The sequence below is a fragment of the Bradyrhizobium sp. Arg816 genome, assembly GCF_029989365.1.
Taxonomy (GTDB): domain Bacteria; phylum Pseudomonadota; class Alphaproteobacteria; order Rhizobiales; family Xanthobacteraceae; genus Bradyrhizobium.
The window spans coordinates 752,262-774,717 of sequence record NZ_JAPRAQ010000001.1; the positions used below are offsets into that span (position 1 = coordinate 752,262).

The 22,456-nt window shown below is 64.7% G+C and carries 22 protein-coding genes; 3 read left to right on the plus strand and 19 right to left on the minus strand.

Going from position 1 to position 22,456, the window contains the following annotated elements; genetic code table 11:
- Positions 1-62: 62 nt before the first annotated feature.
- Together OWC48_RS03360 and OWC48_RS03365 are read right to left on the minus strand one after the other, a co-directional pair.
- The gene (locus OWC48_RS03360; RefSeq protein WP_282518654.1) at positions 63-323 is read right to left on the minus strand and encodes a cytochrome C oxidase subunit IV family protein; all 261 of its coding nucleotides are present in this window, start codon (positions 321-323) and stop codon (positions 63-65) included.
- 2 nt (positions 324-325) lie between these two features.
- On the minus strand, positions 326-901 hold the full coding sequence (locus OWC48_RS03365; RefSeq protein WP_282518655.1) for a cytochrome c oxidase subunit 3 family protein: 576 nt from the start codon (positions 899-901) through the stop codon (positions 326-328).
- A 172-nt stretch (positions 902-1,073) separates the two neighbouring features.
- Between OWC48_RS03365 and OWC48_RS03370 the strand changes: the two genes are divergently transcribed.
- Entirely contained in the window at positions 1,074-1,229 is a 156-nt protein-coding gene (locus OWC48_RS03370; protein WP_091892367.1) for a hypothetical protein, read from the plus strand.
- Between the two features lie 29 nt (positions 1,230-1,258).
- Here OWC48_RS03370 and OWC48_RS03375 read toward each other — a convergent pair whose 3' ends face one another.
- The 17 genes from OWC48_RS03375 to OWC48_RS03455 all read right to left on the minus strand — a co-directional run bounded on the left by OWC48_RS03375 (position 1,259) and on the right by OWC48_RS03455 (position 20,881).
- A complete protein-coding gene (locus OWC48_RS03375) occupies positions 1,259-2,464 on the minus strand; it encodes a sensor histidine kinase (RefSeq protein ID WP_282518656.1) in 1,206 nt (401 codons plus the stop codon).
- Between the two features lie 471 nt (positions 2,465-2,935).
- The gene (gene mmsB, locus OWC48_RS03380; RefSeq protein WP_085399414.1) at positions 2,936-4,126 is read right to left on the minus strand and encodes a multiple monosaccharide ABC transporter permease; all 1,191 of its coding nucleotides are present in this window, start codon (positions 4,124-4,126) and stop codon (positions 2,936-2,938) included.
- On the minus strand, positions 4,123-5,700 hold the full coding sequence (gene mmsA, locus OWC48_RS03385) for a multiple monosaccharide ABC transporter ATP-binding protein (RefSeq protein ID WP_282518657.1): 1,578 nt from the start codon (positions 5,698-5,700) through the stop codon (positions 4,123-4,125). The genes mmsB and mmsA overlap by 4 nt, the downstream gene beginning before the upstream one ends.
- A 155-nt stretch (positions 5,701-5,855) precedes the next feature.
- Positions 5,856-6,929, minus strand: coding sequence for a multiple monosaccharide ABC transporter substrate-binding protein (gene chvE / locus OWC48_RS03390; RefSeq protein ID WP_282518658.1), 1,074 nt, complete (start codon positions 6,927-6,929; stop codon positions 5,856-5,858).
- 73 nt (positions 6,930-7,002) lie between these two features.
- A complete protein-coding gene (locus tag OWC48_RS03395) occupies positions 7,003-7,881 on the minus strand; it encodes an SMP-30/gluconolactonase/LRE family protein (RefSeq protein WP_282518659.1) in 879 nt (292 codons plus the stop codon).
- Positions 7,881-8,957, minus strand: coding sequence for an aldose epimerase family protein (locus OWC48_RS03400; protein ID WP_282518661.1), 1,077 nt, complete (start codon positions 8,955-8,957; stop codon positions 7,881-7,883). Before OWC48_RS03400 ends, OWC48_RS03395 begins: the two co-directional genes overlap by 1 nt.
- A 2-nt stretch (positions 8,958-8,959) precedes the next feature.
- Complete coding sequence (locus tag OWC48_RS03405) at positions 8,960-9,886, minus strand: Gfo/Idh/MocA family protein (RefSeq protein WP_282518663.1); 927 nt, start codon at positions 9,884-9,886, stop codon at positions 8,960-8,962.
- A 2-nt stretch (positions 9,887-9,888) separates the two neighbouring features.
- Positions 9,889-10,659 (minus strand): FadR/GntR family transcriptional regulator, encoded by a 771-nt coding sequence (locus OWC48_RS03410; protein WP_282518664.1) that lies wholly within the window; start codon positions 10,657-10,659, stop codon positions 9,889-9,891.
- Positions 10,656-11,636, minus strand: coding sequence for a galactofuranose ABC transporter, permease protein YjfF (gene yjfF, locus OWC48_RS03415; protein ID WP_282518665.1), 981 nt, complete (start codon positions 11,634-11,636; stop codon positions 10,656-10,658). Before yjfF ends, OWC48_RS03410 begins: the two co-directional genes overlap by 4 nt.
- Positions 11,633-12,625 carry an ABC transporter permease gene (locus OWC48_RS03420; RefSeq protein ID WP_038956311.1) on the minus strand — a complete coding sequence of 331 codons (993 nt, stop codon included), beginning with the start codon at positions 12,623-12,625 and terminating at the stop codon, positions 11,633-11,635. Before OWC48_RS03420 ends, yjfF begins: the two co-directional genes overlap by 4 nt.
- Positions 12,622-14,166 (minus strand): sugar ABC transporter ATP-binding protein, encoded by a 1,545-nt coding sequence (locus OWC48_RS03425; protein WP_282518666.1) that lies wholly within the window; start codon positions 14,164-14,166, stop codon positions 12,622-12,624. The genes OWC48_RS03420 and OWC48_RS03425 overlap by 4 nt, the downstream gene beginning before the upstream one ends.
- Positions 14,167-14,290: 124 nt before the next feature.
- Positions 14,291-15,256, minus strand: a complete 966-nt coding sequence (gene ytfQ, locus OWC48_RS03430; protein ID WP_282518667.1) for a galactofuranose ABC transporter, galactofuranose-binding protein YtfQ — start codon at positions 15,254-15,256, stop codon at positions 14,291-14,293.
- 459 nt (positions 15,257-15,715) lie between these two features.
- Complete coding sequence (locus OWC48_RS03435; RefSeq protein WP_282518668.1) at positions 15,716-16,888, minus strand: fumarylacetoacetate hydrolase family protein; 1,173 nt, start codon at positions 16,886-16,888, stop codon at positions 15,716-15,718.
- Between the two features lie 132 nt (positions 16,889-17,020).
- Entirely contained in the window at positions 17,021-17,998 is a 978-nt protein-coding gene (locus OWC48_RS03440; protein ID WP_282518669.1) for a HEAT repeat domain-containing protein, read from the minus strand.
- Positions 17,999-18,000: 2 nt separating this feature from the next.
- On the minus strand, positions 18,001-18,234 hold the full coding sequence (locus OWC48_RS03445; RefSeq protein WP_008141081.1) for a ferredoxin family protein: 234 nt from the start codon (positions 18,232-18,234) through the stop codon (positions 18,001-18,003).
- Positions 18,235-18,264: 30 nt separating this feature from the next.
- The gene (locus OWC48_RS03450; RefSeq protein ID WP_282518670.1) at positions 18,265-20,007 is read right to left on the minus strand and encodes a fumarate reductase/succinate dehydrogenase flavoprotein subunit; all 1,743 of its coding nucleotides are present in this window, start codon (positions 20,005-20,007) and stop codon (positions 18,265-18,267) included.
- 100 nt (positions 20,008-20,107) lie between these two features.
- Positions 20,108-20,881 (minus strand): ferredoxin--NADP reductase, encoded by a 774-nt coding sequence (locus OWC48_RS03455; protein ID WP_282518671.1) that lies wholly within the window; start codon positions 20,879-20,881, stop codon positions 20,108-20,110.
- A 207-nt stretch (positions 20,882-21,088) separates the two neighbouring features.
- Between OWC48_RS03455 and OWC48_RS03460 the strand changes: the two genes are divergently transcribed.
- Positions 21,089-21,385 carry a gamma-butyrobetaine hydroxylase-like domain-containing protein gene (locus OWC48_RS03460; RefSeq protein ID WP_282518963.1) on the plus strand — a complete coding sequence of 99 codons (297 nt, stop codon included), beginning with the start codon at positions 21,089-21,091 and terminating at the stop codon, positions 21,383-21,385.
- A 178-nt stretch (positions 21,386-21,563) separates the two neighbouring features.
- The gene (locus tag OWC48_RS03465) at positions 21,564-22,337 is read left to right on the plus strand and encodes a Crp/Fnr family transcriptional regulator (RefSeq protein WP_282518672.1); all 774 of its coding nucleotides are present in this window, start codon (positions 21,564-21,566) and stop codon (positions 22,335-22,337) included.
- The last annotated feature ends 119 nt before the right edge of the window (positions 22,338-22,456 follow it).

Genomic DNA, 22,456 nt, shown 5'->3' on the forward strand with positions numbered 1-22,456 from the left:
TATCTTGCCGATTGGTGCCGACGGGTCTTTGTCCGGGCGCAATGAACGCTGCGTTGGCGGCGTCAGATCAATGCGACGACGGCGGAGGCGAGCCAGGCAACAAGCACCACGATGAGGATCCATGCACTCACCAGACCGCGCCAAAGCGCCGGCGCGGCCCCGAGATCCATGAAATCGAGCGCAATGCGGCGGCCCTTGATGGCGGCGAAGGTCAGCAACAAAGCGTCGCCGAGCAGCGGTCGCGGCACTAGCTGTGGCACCAGGATGGTCGCCAGCGCGAGGCCGATCAGCGCGATCCAGGTGATGTCGAGGCGATCGGGCATCATCACCGCAGCAGATAGAGAATCGGGAACATCACGATCCAGACCAGATCGACCATGTGCCAGAAGGCGGCCCCCGTCTCGACGCCCGATATGTCGGCGCGGCGGCAGACCACGGCGAGAATCACGATGCCGAGGCAGACGTGCAGGAGATGGAAGCCGGTCAGGAGGAAGTAGAGCGTGAAGAACGGGCTGGTCTCGAGGCCGATCCCGCGACCGATCTCTTCGGCATATTCGGTCAGCTTGATCGCGATGAAGAGGCCGCCGAGCGCTATGGCGGTTAGGAGCCATCGGCGCGAGGCTTGCTTCTCGCTGGTCCGCGCGGCCTTCGTAGCCCGGGCCGCAGCCCAGCCGCTGGTCACCAGCACGACGGTGTTGAGACCAGCGAGATTCGAATCTAGCACCGCCTGCCCCGCCGCGAACACTGCGGGGTGGATCGCGCGCGCGACCGTGAAGGCACCGAGAAACAGGCCGAAGGCGACGAGCTCACTGAAGATCAGCACCCAGATCATGGGATCGCCGGGGAGATCTTCCAGAATTCCCCAGCCGGTTCCCTGTTGCTCGCAATCGGCTGTCGACATCTGCTTTTTTGGATCAGGACACCGGGCAGATTTAGCTCAGGCGTCGCGATCCGAGTTTGTCGCCGGACAAACTCTGCAAACGCCGCGTCGTTTGTTTGCGCCGACGCAACGACCGGCCGGCCGGATCGCGCTACGAACCGCCTCAGGACTCCACGGAGTGGCGAGCGACGACATGAGCGATGCACAAATCGGACTGATGACCGCGACACCGATCATCATCGCCTTCGCCATCGCGCTCAGGCGCATGGGGGTGCTGTCGACTGTGGCAACCGTATCGGCGGTGAGCCTCTCCGTCGCGATCGCGGCGGTGCTGTTCACGACGCAGTAGCCGGGCACTACCGATGAGGAAACGATCAGCTATCGCCGGTCGGGCGCCATTCTCGGCAGGATGAGCTGAAACCGCGTCCCCGCGCCGGGCAGGCTCTCGAGCCGGAGCTGCCCACCCAACCGGTCGACGACGATGCTGTGCACGATATGCAGACCGAGGCCGCTGGCGCCGTCGTGCCGGCGCGTGGTGAAGAATGGGTCGAAGGCCCGCCGTTCCACATCGGGAGCCATGCCGCAGCCGTCATCAGCAAACAGCAGCTCAACGTGGTCATCATCGACCGCACGGAGCGAGACGTTGATCGTCCCGGTCTCACCATCGGAGAACGCGTGCGTCATCGCATTGACTGCGAGATTGGTGAGCACTTGGCCGAAAGGCCCGGGATAGCTGTCCATGGCGAGATTCGTTTCGCAGTGGAGGCTGAACGCGATGTCGCGCACCCGCCACTGCCGCTCGAACTGCGACAGAACCTGCCCGGTCAGCTCGCCTGCGTCAAAGCCGCGCCGAAGTGACTCGGTCTGGTCAGCCGCCACTTGCTTGAAGGATTGCACCCGCTCGGCGGCGCGACCGAGGTTCGTGACCAGCTGCGCGGACGCATCGCTGACCAGTTCCAGAAACCCTGTCAGTGTCGAGCGCTTGAGATTACCCCGCGCGACCTCCGCCGCGAACTGCTCCGCCTTGCGCTGGAGCGTCGATGCCACCGTCAGACTGCTGCCGAGCGGCGTGTTGATCTCGTGCGCGACACCGGCAACCATGCGCCCGAGCGCCGCAAGCTTTTCTGCCTCGATCAGGGTGTCCTGGATATCGCGCAGATGGCGAAGCGCGGTCTCAGCGGCGTCCCTGGCGCTGCGAATCTCCCGCTCGGCGCGCTTGCGTTCGGTGATCTCCTCCGCCGCCACGTTGACCGCGACAATCTCGCCATCCGGCATTCGCAGCGGGTGCCAATAGGTAACCCAGGAACGCTCCTCGACCCGATCGGCCCGCTGCCCCGCCACCTCGATACCGATCACGGGCTCGCCCGTCGCGACGATCGAGCGCACAATCTGCTCGACGGAATCCGCCAGGGCCGGCACGCAGTCCCTGACCGTATGTCCAAGATGGCCTTCGATGGATATGCCGCAGATCTCGGTCAGACGCTGGTTGATCAGCAAATAGCGGCAGTCCGGCGACAGACAGGCCAACCCGATCGGGGCGGTGTCGTAGATCAGCTGCAACGCCGGCAAAGTCGAGACCAGCATCACCTCCGAAGCCGGCGATGACCTCACTGTACTCGTCACTCGGGTTCCCCGTGGTCCCTTGCGTCGACCACATGAGATTAGCACAGAATTGGCGATCGGTTGATCTAGATCAAGAAGACGCGCCGGCGCCTATCGTTCCGAGGCTCTGGAGTGAATCGCCTCGTTCAAAACAGAACAAAGGCGCCGATCAATAAACCTGCAGCAAAGGAGCCTAGCCCGAGGGTGCAGGCGGAAACGATGCGCAAGAGGATGCGAAGCCGGCCCTCAAATTCATCGTCTGTCATCTCGTGGATATGAGCCGCCACTGGTGCTGCCCTGCCCGTGCCCTGCTCGGCCCCCCCGGATCTAGCCCCCAAATCATGGTCATCGCGAGGCATCGGTTCCGGTCGCGATGCCATGATCGAAATTGACGAAAATTGTAGTCGCCTGGCGGGGCGGCGCCAGAGCCTCCCCCGCGACGTGATTTTGCGCTTACCGCCGCTGATTATACACGTCGATGCAGACCGCCCCGAGCAGCACCAGGCCCTTGATGACCTGCTGATAGTCGATGCCGATGCCGAGGATGGACATGCCGTTGTTCATGACGCCCATGATCATGGCGCCGACCACGGCGCCGCCGACGCGCCCGACGCCGCCATAGGCCGAGGCGCCGCCGATGAAGCAGGCGGCGATGACGTCGAGCTCGAAGCCGAGACCGGCCTTGGGCGTTGCGGTGTTGAGACGCGCGGCAAAGACGAGGCCGGCCAGGGCTGCGAGCACGCCCATGTTGACGAAGGTGAGGAAGGTCAGCCGCTCGGTCTTGATGCCCGACAGGCTTGCCGCCTTGGCGTTGCCGCCGACCGCATAGATCTGCCGGCCGATTACGGTGCGGCGGGTGACGAAGCCGTAGAGCGCGATCAAGGCGCTCATGATCACCAGCACGTTCGGCAAGCCGCGATAGGTCGCGATCAGGTAGGTAAAGTAGAGCACGGCGCAGGCCAGCACCACGCTCTTGCCAAGGAAGAACGCATAAGGCTCGACCTCGATGCCATGCGACTGCTCGCGCGCGCGGCTCTTGGCGCTGGCGTAAACCAGCCCCAGCGCCAGCACGGCGCCGATCAGCATCGAGGTCGGATGCAGCGTGCCGGCTTCGGGCAGGAACTCCGGAATGAAGCCCGACGACAATTTCTGGAAGGTCGGCGGAAACGGCCCGAGCGACTGCCCCTGCAACACCGCGAGCGCAAGTCCCTTGAACACGAGCATGCCGGCCAGGGTCACGATGAAAGACGGTATCTTGAAATAGGCGACCCAATAGCCCTGCGCCGCGCCGATCGCAGCGCCGACCACGAGGCAGGCGATGAAGGCGAGCGTATAGTCGACCTTGTAGGTCACCATCAGCAGGGCGGCGACCGCGCCGACGAAGCCCGCGACCGAACCGACCGAGAGGTCGATATGGCCGGTGACGATCACGAGCAGCATGCCGAGCGCCATGATGACGATGTAGCTGTTCTGCAGCACCAGGTTGGTCAGGTTGAGCGGCTGCAGCAGCGTGCCGCCGGTCATGACCTGGAAGAACAGCATGATCGCGATCAGCGACATCAGCATGCCGTAATTGCGCAAATTGTTCTTGATGAAGCTGCCGTGCCGACGCTCCTCGGGCAGCGATACCGTCTTGTCGGTCATGGCTGCGATCCTCCCATCTCCGCGGCCTCAGGCACGCCGTTTCCATTGCTTCGTTCGTTGCGCATGATGGCGCGCATGATCTTCTCCTGCGTCGCCTCTGCGCCCTTGAATTCCCCGACGAAGGCGCCGTCGTTCATGACGCAGATGCGGTCGCAGATGCCGAGCAGCTCGGGCATCTCCGAGGAGATGACCACGACGCCGCGCCCGGCCTCCGCAAGCTCGTTGATGATACAGTAAATCTCGTATTTGGCACCCACGTCGATGCCCCGGGTCGGCTCGTCCAGGATCAGGACCTTGGGATCGGTCATCAGCCATTTCGACAGCACCACTTTCTGCTGGTTGCCGCCGGAGAGCTGGCCGGTCTCCTGGTACACGTCGGAGCAGCGGATGCGCATGCGGCTCCGGTAGTCGCTGGCGACCTTCAGCTCGGCGATGTCGTCGATCACCCGGCCGGGTGCGACCTGGTCGAGGCTGGCGAGCGTGATGTTCTTGCGGACGTCATCGGCCAGGATCAAGCCGAGCTGCTTCCGGTCCTCGGTGACATAGGCAAGGCCGGCGTCGATCGCGGCCGCAACGCTCGGCAGCACGATCTCCCTGCCCTCTAGCCGGATCCGGCCGCTGATAGTGGTACCCCAGGAGCGGCCGAACAGGCTCATGGCAAACTCGGTGCGGCCGGCGCCCATCAGCCCGGCAATGCCGACGACCTCGCCGCGCTTCACGCCGAAATTGACGTTCTTGATCACCTGCCGCTCGGGATGAATGGGGTGATAGACCGACCAGTTCTCGACGGTCAGGACGGGCTCGCCGATCTTGGCGCTGCGCTCGGGAAAGCGATGGGCGAGATCGCGGTTGACCATGCTGCGGATGATGCGGTCTTCCTGGATCGGCTCGGCACGGCAGTCGATGCCGTCGACGGTGCGGCCGTCGCGCAGCACGGTGATGTGGTCGGCGACCTTGGCGACCTCGTTGAGCTTGTGCGAGATCAGGATCGAGCCGATGCCCTGCTCGCGGAAGGCCATCAGGCGTTCGAGCAGCGCGGCGCTGTCGGCCTCGTTGAGGCTCGCGGTCGGCTCGTCCAGGATCAGCATCCGCACCCGCTTGGACAACGCCTTGGCAATCTCGACCAGCTGCTGCTTGCCGACGCCGAGGTCGGTGATCAGCGTATCCGGCGATTCCTTCAGGCCGACTTGCGCCAGCAGCTCGCGGGTGCGCCGGTAGACCTGATCGCGATCGATCACACCGAATTTTGACGGCGGATGCGACAGGAAGATGTTCTCCGCGATCGACATCAGCGGGATCAGCGCCAGCTCCTGGTGGATGATGATGATGCCGAGCGCCTCGGAATCGTTGATGTCACGGAAGCGGCGCTCCTCGCCCTCGAAGACGATGGTGCCCTCGTAGCTGCCGGCCGGGTAGACGCCACTGAGCACTTTCATCAGTGTGGATTTGCCGGCACCGTTCTCGCCCACGAGCGCGTGGATCTGCCCGGCGTGAACCGAGAAGTTGACGTCACGCAGAGCCTGCACGCCTGAAAAGCTCTTGCTGACGTTGCGCATCTCCAGCATGGCGGTCATCGTCGTTATCCCTAGTCCTTTGCTTCACCTCGCCCCGCCTGCGGAGAGAGGTCGATCGCGATGGAGAGTCTCCGCAAGGGCAACTGCCCGTGTGGAGAGAGCTCCTCACCCCAACCCTCTCCCCGCAAGAACGGGGAGAGGAAGAAGAGAGAGTCTTACTGGAACTGCGACTTCTTGTAGTAGCCGCTGTCGACCAGAACCTTCTCCCAATTGTCCTTGTAGACCACGACCGGCTTCAAGAGATAAGACGGCACCGTCTTGGCGCCGTTCTCGTAGGTCTTGGTGTCGTTGACGGTGACCTGCTTGCCGGCGAGCGCCGCGTCGACCATGTCGGCGGTCACCTTGGCGAGGTCGCGGGTGTCCTTGAAGATGGTCGAGTACTGATCACCGCGCAGCATCGCCTTGATCGAGGGCACCTCGGCATCCTGGCCCGAGATAACAGGCATCGGCTGGCCGGCGCTGCCATAACCGACGCCCTTCAGCGACGAGATGATGCCGATCGAGAGGCCGTCATACGGCGACAGCACCGCGTTGACCTTCTTGTTGCCGTAGTAGGCGCTGAGCAGGTTGTCCATGCGGGCCTGGGCGGTGGCGCCGTCCCAGCGGAGCGTCGCGACCTTGTCCATGCCCATCTGGCCGGAGACGACGACGAGCTTGCCGCTGTCGATGTACGGCTTCAGCACGCTCATCGCGCCGTTGTAGAAGAAGTAGGCGTTGTTGTCGTCGGGCGAGCCGCCGAATAGCTCGATGTTGAACGGGCCCTTGCCGTCCTTGAGGCCGAGCCCCTGCACGAGCGATTCCGCCTGCAGCACGCCGACCTGGAAATTGTCGAAGGTCGCGTAATAGTCGACGTTCGGCGTGCCGCGGATCAGGCGGTCATAGGCGATCACGGTGATGCCTTTTGCTTTCGCCTGCTTGAGCACGTCGGACAGCGTGGTGCCGTCGATCGCGGCGATCACCAGCGCCTTCGCGCCCTTGGTCACCATGTTCTCGACTTGCGAGAGCTGGTTCGGGATGTCGTCCTCGGCATATTGCAGGTCGGTGTTGTAGCCGCGCTCCTTCAGCACCTTGACCATGTTGTTGCCGTCGTCGATCCAGCGCGCCGACGATTTGGTCGGCATGGCGATGCCAACCGTCGCCTTGTCCTGGGCGGAGGCGGTGATGCCTGAGGCCATCGTCGCTGCGCCGGCCAGCGCCAGCGCGAGGAATGTCGTCTTCAGTTTCAGCATGTTTTACTCCCTTGGGTGTCAGACTGTTTCTTCGTTTCGTCGAGAACGTTGGTCGTGTGCGGCTTCGAGCCTCCTATGCGAGCTTGACGTCAGGCTCCGCGCGGCCACGCGCGGATGCCTGCAACAGGAAAGTGCAGCCGGCTTGCGGATCGGCGGCGCGCGCCGCCGCGTCCATATCCTGCCAGGCCGACGTGACGAGAAGGCGCGACAGATCTGGGCCGACGAAAGCCGGGCAGCTCGACTGCTTTGCCGGCACGCGCAGCGAGCGCAGGCGCTCGCCTTGCGGAGAGTAGACATCGATCCGGCCCGCACCCCAGCAGGCGTTCCAGATCTGCCCGTCGGCGTCGCACACCGAGCCGTCGAGCCCCCCGATGCCGGTGTGGCGCAACAGGACTTCCGGCTCGCCCCGCGGCAAGCCGGTGGCCGGATCAAGCGGAACGGCGCAGAGCACGGCGCGCGCGGTGTCGGCGAAGTAGCCGGTCGCACCATCAGGTGAAAAACAGATCGAATTGGGAATGGTGATGCGCGGGAACAGCATCGAGATCTTGCCGCGATGGAACGCGTAGATCGCTCCTGCTCCCGCCTCCGCATTGCGGCCCATGGTGCCGATCCAGAACGTGCCGGACTGATGCACACGGGCATCGTTGGAGCGCGTCGCGGGATTGTCGGCTTCAAGCGGGCAGACCAGCGTCATCGCGCCGTCGGCGAGCTTGCGGACGTAGAGGCCGTCTTCGGCGACAATCAACTGGCGCTCGGCGTCGATACGCCCGAGACCGCTCGCCATCCGGCCGAGCGCGTGGACGCGAATGCCGCCGCTGCCGAGATGCGCCTCGAACAGCCGCCCCTCGCGGATATCGAACCACCAGGCCGTGTCGGTGGCCAAATCATAGGTCGGCCCCTCGCCGAGATGGCATGGTTCGTCCGAGAGAACCGAGGTAGGCACCTCTTCCATCATAGCGTCCTCACTCCAAAGCGATAGACCGTGTGATGGCGGTAGACCTCGCCGGGATTGAGGCGCGGGCTCGGAAAATCCGGCCGGTTCGGCGCATCCGGCCAGATATGCGGCTCGAGACACATCGCATCCGACTGCCGGATGAGCTTGCCGCCCTTGCCCGAGATCGTGCCGTCGAGATAGTTGCCGGAATAGACCTGAAGGCCGGGCTGATCGGTCAGGAGCTCCATGATGCGCCCTGAACGCGGCGCCTCCAGCCGGGCCGCGAAAGCAAGCTTGCCGTCACGCCCGAGACAGTAGGTATGGTCGTAGCCCCTGCCGTTCCGCAATTGCTGATCGCTCTCGCGGATGCGCGCGCCGACGGCCTCGCCGTCGCGGAAGTCGAACGGCGTTCCGGTCACCGCGCGCGGCGGCTCAGGCAACGGAATGGCGGTGGGATCGATGGCGAGGAAACGCTCGGCGGCGACCGTCAGCTTGTGGTCGAGAATGGGCGTGCCTGAGGTCGCGCCTTCCAGATTGAAGAAGCTGTGATTGGTCAGGTTGACGATGGTCGGCCGGTCGGTTCGCGCCTCCATCGTCAGCGACAGCTCCGCCGGGCCGGTGACGCGATAGGTCAGGCGCACGTCGAGCCGGCCGGGGTAATTCTCTTCGCCATGCGGACTCGAATAGGTGAGCGTGACGCCCGGCTCCGCACCGTCGTCGATGCCGGCGATCTCCCAGAGCTTGCGATCGAACCCGTCGAGGCCGCCATGCAGCGCATTCGGACCGTTGTTGACCGGAAGCTGCACCGTTTCGCCGTCCAGCGAAAACCGTCCGTTGGCAATGCGGTTGGCATAGCGGCCGACGGTGGCACCGAAGAATTTTCGTTCGGCCAGATAGCCGGCGAACGCGTCATGGCCGAGCATGACGTCGTCGTAACCGCCTTTGGCGTCCGGCGCGATGAGCGCCTGGATCACTGCGCCATGGGTGATGATGCGGGCTTCGAACCCGCCCTCCCCGCGCAGCACGATGCGCTCGACGTTGCGGCCATCCGGTAGCGTTCCGAAGATGTCTTTTGTTATTTTTGCGCCAGCCATGTTCAGTCCACAAACGGTTCGACGATGTTGCGCCTGCCGAGCAGGAAGGCATCGGCAACGAGACGCAGCGGCGCCAGGTCGACGTCGCGCGCGCCGGTCGCGGTGAGCTTGACGAAGCGCCCGTACAGCTCGCGATATTCCTGATCGGGCGCCTCGGCAACGGTCTCGCCGTCGATTGCCATGCGCCGGCCGCCGCCCGACAACGTCATTCGGCCCTCCTCCGTTTCGACGACGATATCCCAACTCTGCGGTCCGGTCTGGCGGAAATCGAACTCAGCGGTCACAGGCAGGCCGCCAATGTCGGTCAGCGTCAGGTTCGCGGCGATCGGGGCCTGGCAATTGGCTGGAAAGGCCAGCTCGGCCGCGGTGACGAACACCGGCCGGGGCAGAATACGGGTCAGGATCGAGAGGGCGTTGATGCCGGGGTCGAACACGCCGAGCCCGCCCGGCTCCCAGATCCAGCCCTGCCCGGGATGCCAGACGCGAACGTCTTCCTTCCAGTTGATGTGCACGGACTTGATCCGCCGGGTGAGAAGCCACGCGCGCGCCGGCTCGACCGCGGGCGCATGGCGCGAATGCCAGGTCGCAAACAGCGTTCGCTTGGCCTCTTCCGCCATCGCGATCAGCGGGTCGAGCTCGGCAACACCGGTGCCGGGCGGCTTCTCCAGCATCACGTGCTTGCCGGCAGCGAGCGCCGCGGCAGCCTGGGCACGCCGCACCTGCGGCGGCGTGCAGAGCGAGACGGCATCGATCGGCGGTCCCTTTTCCAGCAGTTCCTCGATGGTCGCAAAATGCGGCACGCCCGGCAGCGATGCGTTGCGGCTCGCGACGGCCGCGAGCGTCGCGCCCGCCGTTGCGGCAATCGCACCGACATGCTGGTCGCGCGCGATCTTGCCGAAGCCGACGATGGCGATGCGAAGGTCTGTCACGCTTATTCTCCAGTATCTGCCGACGGCAGCGGCTCGGCCGGGGCTGTTACGATCACCGTGCCCTCGTGGCGGCGCATGCCGTTGTGAATGACATAGACCATGGCCTCGGACGCGGCGTCCGCGTCGCCCGCGGCGATGGCATCGACGATCTTCTGGTGCCAGAGCAGCACAGTGTCACGGTCCTCCGTCTCGACCGGAGCGCTGAGCAGGAACGAGGCGCGCAAGGCTGCCTCGATGACGTGCCCGATCGAGCGCATGAACAGATTGCCGGAGGCACGCGCCACGCCAACGTGAAGCGCAAGATCGGCATCGGCAAAGCCGACCGAGTCGGAGGCTTCACGCCGCATGCGATCCATGCTGCGGCGGAGCTCGGCGACGTCCTCCTCGGACCGCTGCACTGCGGCAAGCATGGCCGCGCGCGGCTCGACCGCGAGACGAATCTCGGCGAGGTCGTTGAGGAAGCGCTTGTCGATGCCGGCGTCCAGATGCCAAGCCAGCACGTCGGCGTCGAACATGTTCCAGGCAGCGCGCTCGCGCACGACCGTGCCGACCCGCGCCTTGGTGGTGAGCAGGCCCTTGGCCACCAGGGTCTTCACGCTCTCGCGCAGCACCGGCCGCGACACGCCGAACATCGCAATCATCTCGGCATCACCAGGCAGGCGCGTTCCCTCGGCGTAGCGGCCGGCGATGATGTCGACGCCGATCGAGCGGGCCACTTCCGCATGGTTGGAGTGAGCCCGGCGCGTCGGGATGACGACGATGCGCGACGTCATGTGGCTGCTCCTGCGCGCTTTGCCGCCGGCCGCCGCGCGAGCGCGACCAGTCCTTGCTGCAAGGCGATGAAGGCGAACAGTAGCACGCCGGTCGCGATCTTGGTCCACCAGCTCGACAGCGTTCCGTCGAAATTGATGTAGGTCTGGATCAGGCCCTGGATCAGCACGCCGAGGAAGGTGCCGATCACCGAGCCCTGCCCGCCCGTGAGCAGCGTGCCGCCGATCACGACGGCCGCGATGGTGTCGAGCTCGACGCCGACTGCGGAGAGCGAATAGCCGGCGCTGGTGTAGAACGAGAAGACGATGCCGGCGATGCCCGCGAGCAGGCTCGACAGCATGTAGATCTTCACCGTCATCTTGCCGACGGCAACGCCCATCAGGCTCGCGGTCGCCCGGCTGCCGCCGAGCGCATAGACATTGGCGCCGAACCGGGTGAGATGCAGCAGCAGCGCGCCGCCGATCACGATCACGAGCATGATGATCGCGATCGCCGTCAATCGCCCTCCGCCGGGCATCCGCAGCGCGAAGTCCGACACGGTGGAATAGACCGGCGCGGTGATCGGCACCGATTCCGTCGAGAGCAAGAAGCTCGCGCCGCGGGCCAGGAACATCCCCGCCAGCGTCACGATGAACGGCGGCAGGTCGAAGACATGGATCACCGCGCCCATCGCCGCTCCAAAGGCCGCCGAGAGCGCGAGGATCGCGACGAAGGCAAGCAGCGGCGGCACGCCCCAGCGCTCGATCGCAAGCGCGACGAACACCGTGGTGAAACCGATCACCGAGCCGACCGAGAGGTCGATGCCGCCTGAGATGATGACGAAGGTCATGCCGGTCGCGACGATGCCGAGAAAGGCGTTGTCGGTGAGGAGATTGCCGACCACGCGGGTCGAGGCGATGTTGGGGAATTGCACGGCGCACAGCGCAAAGCCGGCAACGAGCACGATGGCGGTGATGAGGACGGGCGGCAGGCCTTTCATGCTTTGGACCTCCGCAGCCGCGCGGCGATCCCGGCAATCCCCGAAAATTTCGGCGATTGCAGCAGCAGTACCGTCATCACCACCACCGCTTTGACCAGCAAATTGAACTCCGGTGGATAGCCCGACAGCAGAATGCCGGTGTTCATGGTCTGGATGATCAACGCACCGAGCACGGCCAGCACGAGGCTGAAGCGGCCGCCGAACAGGGAGGTGCCGCCGATCACCACCGCGAGGATGGCGTCGAGCTCGAGCCAGAGGCCGGCATTGTTGGCGTCCGCGCCCATGATGTCGGCCGCCGCGATCACGCCGGCGAGCGCGGCGCAGATGCCGCACCAGACGTAGACCGCCAGGATCATCGCGCGCGTGCCGACGCCGGCAAGCTCGCTCGCCCGCGCGTTGCCGCCGGTCGCCTCGATCAGCAGTCCGAGCGCCGAGCCGCGCACCACCGCGCCGGTGAGAATCAGCATGCCCAAGGCGATCGCGACCGGCATCGGCACGCCGAGCACCGCGCCATTGCCAAGCCAGACCAGATCCGGCGAGGAGAAGGTCACGATACGCCCCTCGGTAATGAGCTGCGCGATGCCGCGTCCCGCCACCATCAGGATCAGCGTCGCCACGATCGGCTGCATGCCGAGCACCGCGACGAGAAATCCGTTCCACAATCCGCAGATCAGGCCAGCGCCGAGCGCGGCCGCGAGGACAACGGCCAGACTGTGCGTGTCGGCAAGGCTCGCCGCGATCGCACCCGAGATGGCCATGACCGCACCGACCGACAGATCGATGCCACGCGTCGCGATCACCAGCACCATGCCGAGCGACAGCAGCGCCACCGGTGTGCCGCGGTTGAGCACGTCGATCAGGCTGCCGAACAGACGGCCGTCCTGGAGGCGCAGATCGAAGAATTGCGGTGACACGATGCGATCGACCGCCAGGATGACGATCAGCGCGAGGATCTGGGCAAGGCCGCGGCGCGGCAACAGCGCTGTCATGTGTGGGCCTCGAGCGCAACAGCGACGCTATCGGCGGCAATGGCGGCGAGAATGTTGCCGACGTCGATCGCCTCGCCCGCGAGCTCCTCGACATGGGCGCGGTCGCGCAACACGACCACGCGGTCGGAATAGGTCACGATCTCATCCAGCTCGGAGGAGATCACGAGCAGCGCCAGCCCGTCGTCGCAGAGCTCGCGGATCAGGCGGATGATCTCGGCATGCGCGCCGACGTCGATGCCGCGGGTCGGCTCGTCCAGCACCAGGAGGCGCGGCGAGGTCGCGAGCCAGCGTGCCAGCAGAACCTTTTGCTGATTGCCGCCGGACAGCAGCCCCACGGCGCGCTCCGGATCGGGCGGGCGAATGTCGAGCATCCTGACGTAGCGGCTTGCGATCTCGTCCTGCTCGCGGCGCGACAGCGGCCGGTGCAGGCCGCGCTTGGCCTGGAGCGCGAGCACGATGTTCTCGCGCACGGTGAGCTCGGCGACGATGCCGTCGGTCTTGCGCTCCTCCGGGCAATAGCCAAAACCGTGGCGCACGCCGTCGCGCGGCGACTGCAGCCGCACGGGCGCCCCCTCCACCGTCGCCTGCCCGCCATCGGCGCGCTCGGCGCCGAACACCAGCCGCGCCGTTTCGGTCCTGCCCGAGCCGAGCAGGCCGGCGAGACCTACGACCTCGCCATGGCGCAGCTCGAGATTGAACGGCGCGACATAGCCGGCTTTGCCGTAGTTCTCGAAACTCGCGCAGACCTCGCGCGCCCGATGCTCTCCCGCCGATGCGCGGGCGCTGGTGGTCTCGGCCAGCTCGCGGCCGAGCATCATCCGGATTAGCTCGAGCCGCGGCAGCGAGGCGGTCTCACGCTCGCCGACCAGGCGGCCGTTGCGCAACACCGTGATGCGGTCGGAGATCTCGTAGACCTGATCGAGGAAGTGGCTGACGAACACGATGCCGATGCCGCGCTTGGCGAGCTGGCGCATGATGCCGAACAGGATCTCGACCTCGTGGCGGTCGAGGCTCGCCGTGGGCTCGTCCAGGATCAGCACGCGCGCGGAGAGATCGACGGCCCGCGCAATCGCGGTGACGTGCTGGATGGCGACGGAATAGCTACCGAGTGCTGCTGCGACGTCGATATCGAGGCCGAAGTCCGTGAGCAGCGCCTTGGCGCGACGCCGCATCTCGCCTTCACGCACGATGCCGAAGCGCATCGGCTGTCGGTCGAGGAACAGGTTCTGCGCGACCGAGAGATTCGGCAGCAGATTGACCTCCTGGTAGACGGTGGCGATGCCGGCCTGGAGCGCGGCCTTGGCCGAGCGCGGCGCGACCTCTTCACCGCCCAGCCTGACGATACCTGCATCGCGCGGGAATACGCCGGTGATCACCTTGATCAGCGTAGACTTGCCGGCGCCGTTCTCGCCGAGCAGCGCATGAATCTCGCCCGCACGAAGCGTGAAGTCGACCTCCTGCAACGCACGCACAGCACCGAAGCTTTTGCTGATCCCGCGCACCTCCAGCAGGGAAGGAGCAGGATCGGGGCTGTTCTCCATAACGACGTCACTCCCACCGGCGCCCGCTTGTGATGCGGGCACCCAGCCTATTCGTTCGCGCAGCGGATTCGAAGGGGGCTTGCACCGCCGGGCCACAGCGAGCGGTCCGGCGGTGCGGCACGCCTCAGTAACCGAGGCCCTTCTTGCTGTCGTAGACCTTCTGCGGATCGTCGGCCGCGGTATAGAGCTTGGAGTCGGTCTGGATCCACTTGGGCGGAACGGTGCCCTTGGCCTTGAAGGCCGCGATGGCATCGAGCGCGGGGCCGGCCATGTTCGGCGTCAGCTCGACGGTGGCATTGGCTTCGCCGGCGGCCATCGCCTTGAAGATGTCGGGGACCGCGTCGATCGAGACGGTGAGGATCTCCTTGCCGGGCTTGAGGCCGGCTTCCTTCATCGCCTGGATCGCGCCGACCATCATGTCGTCATTGTGCGCATAGACGGCGCAGATCGACTTGCCGCCGCCTTCGGCCTTGATGAAGCTCTCCATCACCTCCTTGCCCTTGGCGCGGGTGAAGTCGCCGGTCTGGCTGCGCACCACCTTGAGGTTCGCATGCTTGGCGATGGCGGTGTCAAAGCCCTTCTTGCGGTTGGCGGCGACGCTGGCGCCGACGGTGCCCTGCAATTCGACGACGTTGCAGGCCTTAGCCCCGACGGTCTTGGCCAGCCAGTCGCCGGCAACCTCGCCTTCATGCACGCTGTCGGAGGTCACGGCGGTGAGATAGAGCTCCTTGCCGGAGGGATCGATGTCGCGGTCGAGCAGCACGACCGGGATCTTGGCCTCCTTGGCTTCCTTCAGCACCGAGTCCCAACCGGTCGAGACCACGGGTGCAAGGAAGATCGCATCGACGTTCTGCGCGATGAAGGAGCGGATCGCCTTGATCTGGTTCTCCTGCTTCTGCTGGGCGTCGGCGATCTTGAGATTGACCTTGCGCTTGGCGGCCTCCTGCTTGGAGACCGATGTCTCGGCCGCGCGCCAACCGGATTCCGATCCGATCTGCGAGAAGCCGATGGTGAGCTCGGCGGCGCTGGCCGGCAGCGCGAGCAGCAACGCGGCCGTGGCGCTGGCCGCAAAGAGGGCTTTGAGGGTCATCAGGCGTGTCTCCCAAGAAGTCATCTTGTGTTATCTCGGGCGCCGATCGGTAGCATGGCACCCGCAGGCCGGCCCTTGAGGCGGCGGGAGGGACTATTTCACGGAAGATGAGTTCCGACTAGTCATATTATTTGACTATTTGCGCGAAATTTCGATTTGGCGCGATGGACGGTTCAATGACACGCCCAGCGCGATTTTGTTCCGTGGATGCAACGGGGAGATGAAGGAGCATATGCGGCTCGCGACCTCTCCTCCACGTCATTGCGAGCGCAGCGAAGCAATCCAGAATCTGTCCGGGGTGGGACTCTGGATTGCTTCGCTGCGCTCGCAATGACGCTGTGGATGGAGTTCGGCGTAGGTCGACCAAATCGACTCGCGGAGAGTCCGCCTCACCCGGACTGCATCTTCGATGCAATCCGGCTTCTCCCCGCGTGCGGGGAGAGGCGAAGGGCAGCGGAGCTAGATCAGCTTCCGTTGCGCGAGGTTCTTCATCAGCGCGCCGATTCCAAACGTCCAGGGCTCGCACTCGTCGCTGGTGCGCATGCGGTTGACGAGCTTGCCGAGCTGGGGCGCTGCGATCGTGACGATGTCGTCGCGCTTGTGGGTGAAGCCCTGCCCCGGCGCATCGCGATCCTTGACGGGGGCGAACATCGTGCCGAGAAACAGCACGAAGCCATCGGGATATTGATGCACCTTGCCGATCGTCTGCTCGACGAGATCAGTGGGATCCCGGCTGATCATGCTGATCGAGGAATGGCCGTCGAGAACAAAGCCGTCCGCCCCCTTCACGTTCAGGCTGATATCGAGCTTGCGCGCGTCGTCGAGTGTGAAGCTGTCATCAAACAGGCGCAGCAACGGACCGATCGCGCAGGAGGCATTGTTGTCCTTGGCCTTCGACAACAGCAGCGCCGAACGCCCCTCGAAGTCGCGCAGATTGACGTCGTTGCCGAGTGCGCCGCCGACGATCTTGCCGCGGCTCGAGACGAACAGCACCAGCTCGGGCTCGGGATTGTTCCAGGTCGATTTCGGATGCAGGCCGGCATCCATGCCGGTGCCGACTGACGACAGCGTCGGCGCCTTGGTGAAGACCTCGGCATCCGGACCGATGCCGACTTCGAGATATTGGCTCCAGGCGTTCTGATCGATCAGCACCTGCTTCAAATGCATCGCCTGGTCGGAGCCCGGCTTGAGCTTCGACAGATCGTCACCGATCAGCCGCGTCACTTCTTTCCGGATCGCTTCGGCCGAGGCCGGATTGCCCTTGGCCCGCTCTTCGATGACGCGCTCCAGCATCGAGATGGCGAAGGTGACGCCGGCGGCCTTCAGGGTCTGGAGATCGAGGGGCGCGAGCAGCCACGGCTTTTTCGGATCGCGCCCATCTGGCGCCGTGTTGGCCACGATCGCTTCGAGATCGCCGATGCGCTCGCCCTTGACCGCGGCGAGCGCCTTGGCCGGATTGTCCTCCTCGCAGAGCGCGCTGACAGTCGGAAAGCTGGCGGTGACGTCGAAGACGCCGTCTCCACGGACGGCGACGACGGCCGGGCCGTTCGCCTGCGGCAGCCAGACGCGGCCGACCAGCGTCCCCTTCGTTCCATCCTCGGGGAGAAGATCTTTTACAGACAGTGTCGTCATGGCCGCGTCCTCGCTCTTTCTCGGATCGGCCACGCTGAAATAGCAGCCGATCCCATTGGCGAAGACCAATAAACGTCTGGCAGGGGAAGTCCAGACCGGCAGCGAAGAGCCGCTATGTCCCTGCCCGGGCCTTTATGCGCCCGCTCGCGCTTTGCGCGCCGCGATCTGCTGGAGCGCCCAGCGCGCGTTCTTGCGAACGTCAGGGTCGGCATCGTCGGCGATGACGGCCAGGAAGGCCTCGCCGTCGGGATGGGCGATCTCGCCGAGCGCGGCGGCCGCCTCCTTCCGCAAATTGGCCTGGTCGTGGTTGATGCAATTGCCGATCGGGCGTACCGCGCGCTCGATCTTCATCTTGCCGAGGCTGCGGATCGCCTTCAGCCGCACCTGCCAGAATTCGTCGGCGAGCGAGGCGACAAGCTGATCGGCCGCGAGCGAACCGTTGACGTTGAGGCCCAGCGTCTCCGCGGCCATCTCGCGCACCATCCAGTCCGAATCCTTCAGCCCGCGTGTGATCGTCTCGGCCGCGGGTTTCATCTGCGAGAACGCCAGCGCGCTCACCGCGGCGCGGCGCACATGGGCGTCGGGATCGTTGATCAGCGCGGTCAGCGCGGGGATGGATTCCTCCAGCTTGAGGAAGCCGATCACGCCGATCGCCTGCACGCGAACGGCCGCATCTTGATCCAGCAGCGCTTCCAGCGCCGGCTTCAGCGTGTCCTTGCAGCGCAGCTCCTTCAGCGCGCGCAACGCGCCCATACGAACGAAGGCGTGGGCGTGCTTGACCAGCGGCAGGATGATCTCGGCGCAGGCCGGATCCTTGAACTCGGCCATGCTGTCGGCCGCGGCCGCCGCCACGATTCTTTCGGGATCGACCAGCAGCTTGACCAGCCCACTCGCGGCCTCCGGCCCGTCGAACTCGCCGAGCGCCATCGCGACCTGCTGGCGCACGCCGGCATCGGGATCGGCGACCATGTTGGCGAGATGCGCGACGGCTGCGGGATCACCGGAGTGACCGAGCGCAATGATGGCGACACGGCGCTCGGCGGGATCGGCGGCTTGCAACCGCTCGTCGGCGTCTTCGAGGTCGTCATAGGATTCGAACGGGCTCGACATGATCACCTCAACAGATAGGGAATGTTGACGGTGACGGCGCCGGTCGGGCAATCGGCCTCGCAGGGCATGCAATACCAGCACTCGTCGTAGGCCATGTAGGCCTTGCCGGTCATGTCGCTGATGCGGAGCACGTCGAGCGGACAGACGTCGACGCAGACGGTGCAGCCCTTGTCGGCGATGCATTTGGCGTCGTCGACGACCACCGGAACCGATGTCTGATAGGACGCGAGAGGCATTTTTGTCTCCTGTTGCGATCGTGCGGTGGATCAGGCGGAGGCGCGGATGCGCTGCTTGTCGTAGAGATCCTTCTCGTCGTCGGCGATCGGCACGACATAGGGCTCCACGGCGCGCTTCTCGCTGGTCATCTTGCCGTTCTGCTTGGAGAGCAGCGTGTGGCAGAACCAGTTCTCGTTGTCCTTCTCCGGGAAATCCGTGCGCCAGTGGTAGAGGCCCCAGCGGCTCTCCTCGCGGTACAACGAGGCGTGCACCGCCATGTCGGCGCAATCCATGATCGACTGCACCTCGAGCGCACGAAGCAATTCATGCGCGTTACGGGCAATCATGTGCTCCTGCATATCCTCGCGCGTCTCGGCGAGGCGGCGCATACCGAGCTCATATTTGCGCGAGACCTTCGGCGGCTGGAGATAGTCGTTGACGAGGCGACGGGTCTTGTACTCGACCTGGTTCGGCGGAATGCCGTCCTCGCGCTTCGTTGGCGCCAGCACGCGGTCGCGCTCCCTGGCGACATCGGCCGCATCGAACTCCGCAAAGTCGTGGTTGTCGGCGAACTCCATCGCATCGATGCCGGCAACCGAGCCGTTGGTGAAGGCGCCGAGCATGTAATTGTGCGGCACGCTCGCCATATCGCCGGCGGCGTAGAGGCCGGGAACGGTGGTGCGGGCATTGTCGTCGACGAACACGCCGGAGGCGCTGTGGCCGGAGCAGAACCCGATCTCGGAGATGTGCATCTCGATCGACTCGCTGCGATAATCGACCCCGCGCCCCTGCTGGAACAGGCCGCGCGTGGGACGCTCCACCTTGTGCAGCGTGGATTCGATCTCCGAGATGGTGTCGGGATGGAGATGCTTGAGCTGGAGGAACACCGGCCCCTTGCCTGACAGCAGTTCGTTGTAGAACTCCAGCATCATCTGGCCGGACCAGTAGTCACATTCGATGAAGCGCGATCCCTCGTTGTTGGCGGTGAAGGCACCGAAGGGACCCGCGACATAGGCGCAAGCCGGGCCATTATAGTCCTTGATCAGCGGATTGATCTGGTAGCATTCGAGGTTCGCGAGCGCGGCGCCGGCGTGATAGGCCATGGCATAGCCGTCGCCGGAATTGGCGGCGTTCTCGTAGGTGCCGAACATGTAGCCGGAGGTCGGAAGGCCGAGGCGGCCGGCGGCGCCCATGCAGAGGATCACGGCCTTGGCCTTGATCACCAGGATCTCGGCGGTGCGAGTGTTGACGGAGATCGCGCCGGCGATGCGGCCGTCGGACGATTTGAGCAGCCGCGTCGCCATGTAGCGGTTGGAAATCAGGATGCGGGCGCGGCGAAGCTGGCGATAGAGTGCTTTCTTGACCGTCTCGCCGTTCGGCATCGGAAGGACGTAGGTGCCGATATGGTGCACCTTCTTCACGGCGTAGTCGCCGTTCTCGTTCTTCAGGAAACGGATGCCGAAACTATCGAGCTCCTCGATGATCGAGTAGCAGTTTTGCGCGTATTTATAGACGGCCTTCTGGTCGACGATGCCGTCGTTCGCAATGGTGATTTCCTTGGTGTACTGCTCCGGCGTCGCATAGCCGGGGATGACGGCGTTGTTCAGCCCGTCCATGCCCATCGAGATCGCGCCGGAACGCTTGACGTTGGCCTTTTCGAGCAGGACGACGTTGGCCTTCGGGTTCTTCAGCTTCGCCTTCAGCGCCGCCATCGGGCCGGCCGTGCCGCCGCCGATCACCAGCACGTCGCAGGAAACCTCCGAAAGTCCGTCGACGATCTCATCTAGTGCCATCGCTTGCTCCTGGTTCGCCGGTTCGGCGCCTTCGCATCAGATTTATTCAGGTGGTCGTCCGGCGATAGCAATTAGTTGTCGCCGGGACGCGATTTGCGCCTCAGCGCTCGACGAAGGCCTTTTCGATGACGAAATGGCCGGGCTGGCTGTGATTGCCCTCGACAAAGCCGCGCGCGGCAAACATCGCGGGGAGTTCCTCGAGCATCGCCGGGCTGCCGCACAGCATGATGCGGTCGGTCGCGATATCGAGACCTGTTAGCCCGATGTCGTCGAACAACTGGTTCGAAGCGATCAGATCGGTGATGCGGCCGCGGTTCCGGAACGGCTCGCGGGTGACGGTCGGGTAGTAGACGAGCTTGTCGCGGATCAGCGGACCGAAGAATTCGTGATTGCGCAGGCCGTCGACGAGGTGCTCGCCATAGGCGAGTTCCGAAACCTGGCGGCAGCCATGGGCGAGCACGATGGTCTCGTAATTCTCATAGACGTCGGGGTCCTTGATCAGGCTGGCGAACGGCGCGAGGCCCGTGCCGGTCGAGAGCAGCAACAGGCGCTTGCCCGGGATGAGATTGCCGGTGATCAGCGTGCCCGTCGCCTTGCGGCCGACCAGGATGATGTCGCCTTCCCTGATCTTCTGCAGCCGCGAAGTCAGCGGGCCGTCCTGTACCTTGATCGAGAAGAACTCGAGTTCCTCTTCGTGATTGGCGCTCGCCATGCTGTAGGCGCGCATCAACGGTTTGCCTTCGACTTCGAGGCCGATCATCGCGAACTGGCCGTTCTGGAATCGGAAGCCCGGATCGCGCGTCGCCGTGAAGCTGAACAGGGAGTCGGTCCAGTGCCGGACCGACAAAACCGTTTCCTTCTGAAATGCGCTCATGGTCTCTCCTCAGCCATCGTTGGCGCACAAGGTTTCGGAGAGAGCAGAGTCCGGCAATTCGGAAGTGATATTCCCGGTCGATTAGTTTCACATTTGGTGGGCGATGATCGAAGAGGAGGCAGACGGCCACGTGTCCGCGCTGGCAATTAGTTGCTATTCGCTCGCGTCCGGCCCGACGTAGAACGAAGCTGGAGGTTCGTCATGACCATGACCTTGGTGACGCCGACGGTGGCCGACTATGAAGCCAGCGCCGATCTCGCGACGCTCGTCGTCCGGACCACGCAGGACGATGTGGTCGGGATCGCCGCCGAGCAGCTCCGTCTCTGCTGCAAATGCGCTCACTGCACCCGCGCCCGCTTCGACGATCGCTTCCCTGAACGCTTTCCCGGCATCGCCATCACCGAGATCGGCGATCTCGGCTACGGGCTGAACATCTCGTTTTCGGATGGGCATAACAGGGGGATTTATCCGAAGCCGTATTTGCTGAGCTTGGCGGGGCGCTGACCCAGTATTCGGTGTCATTCCCCGCGAAAGCGGGGAATCCAGTACGCCGCGGCCCCTCCGTATCCCATTGACGTCTCTGGAATACTGGATCGCCCGATCAAGTCGGGCGATGACGGCGCAGTGATTGGCACGGACATTGCTCCTCTTTAGAACGATTTGAACGTTCCGGAGGCAGACGATGTTGCAGGCGGCCAATGTGGTTCGCGGGACGGTTCCCGCAACGGTCCGGGCTGCCGGCGGCTCCTCGCTGCTGCTGACCGAGAACCAGCAATGGATCGGCGGACCGCCGCCGCTGATGGACAAGCTGTCACCGCGCGAGCGGGAGCTGGTGCTGAAGCAGGGCCGGCGAAAGGTGCTCAACCGCGGCCAGACGCTGTTCAGCCAGGGCGGCAAGCATGACGGCATCTGGCTGATCGAGAGCGGCCGCATCCGCGTGTTCTACACTTCCCCGCTCGGACGCGAGATCACGCTGGCCTACTGGCATGTCGGTAATTTCGTCGGCGGGCCCGAAGTGTTCGAGGGCACCGTGCATCAATGGTCCGGCGTCGCATCCAGCAATTGCAGCGTCGTGCACCTCCCCGGAAAGGAACTGCGGTCACTCGCCGTGGAGATCCCGAACCTCGCCATCGGCCTCATTGAAGGCCTCACCTTCAAAGGCAAATGCTATTCGGCGCTGGCGCAGATGCTGGGAACGCGCTCGATCACCCAGCGCCTCGCGCATCTCCTGCTGCATCTGGTCGAGCTCTACGGCGTCGAGGATGCCGACGGCCGGGTGATCGCGGCCGCCTTCACTCATGCCGACATCGCCCACATGGTCGGCGCTACCAGGCAATGGGTCACGATCAGCCTGAAGCGGATGCAGGAGAAGGGAATCGTCGTCACCAAGCGCTCGCAGATCGTGGTGTGCCGGGCCGACGCTCTCGAGGAGATGCGCGGCCAGGGCGCCGACTAACGCCGATGCACAGGCAAGCGGCTTTATAGTGCAGGACTGCCCAAGGAGTATGCAATCAGCTTTTCCCGGCAACTAATCGACTGCGGCGCGCACTCCGGATTTGCCCTGCCCACGCCCTC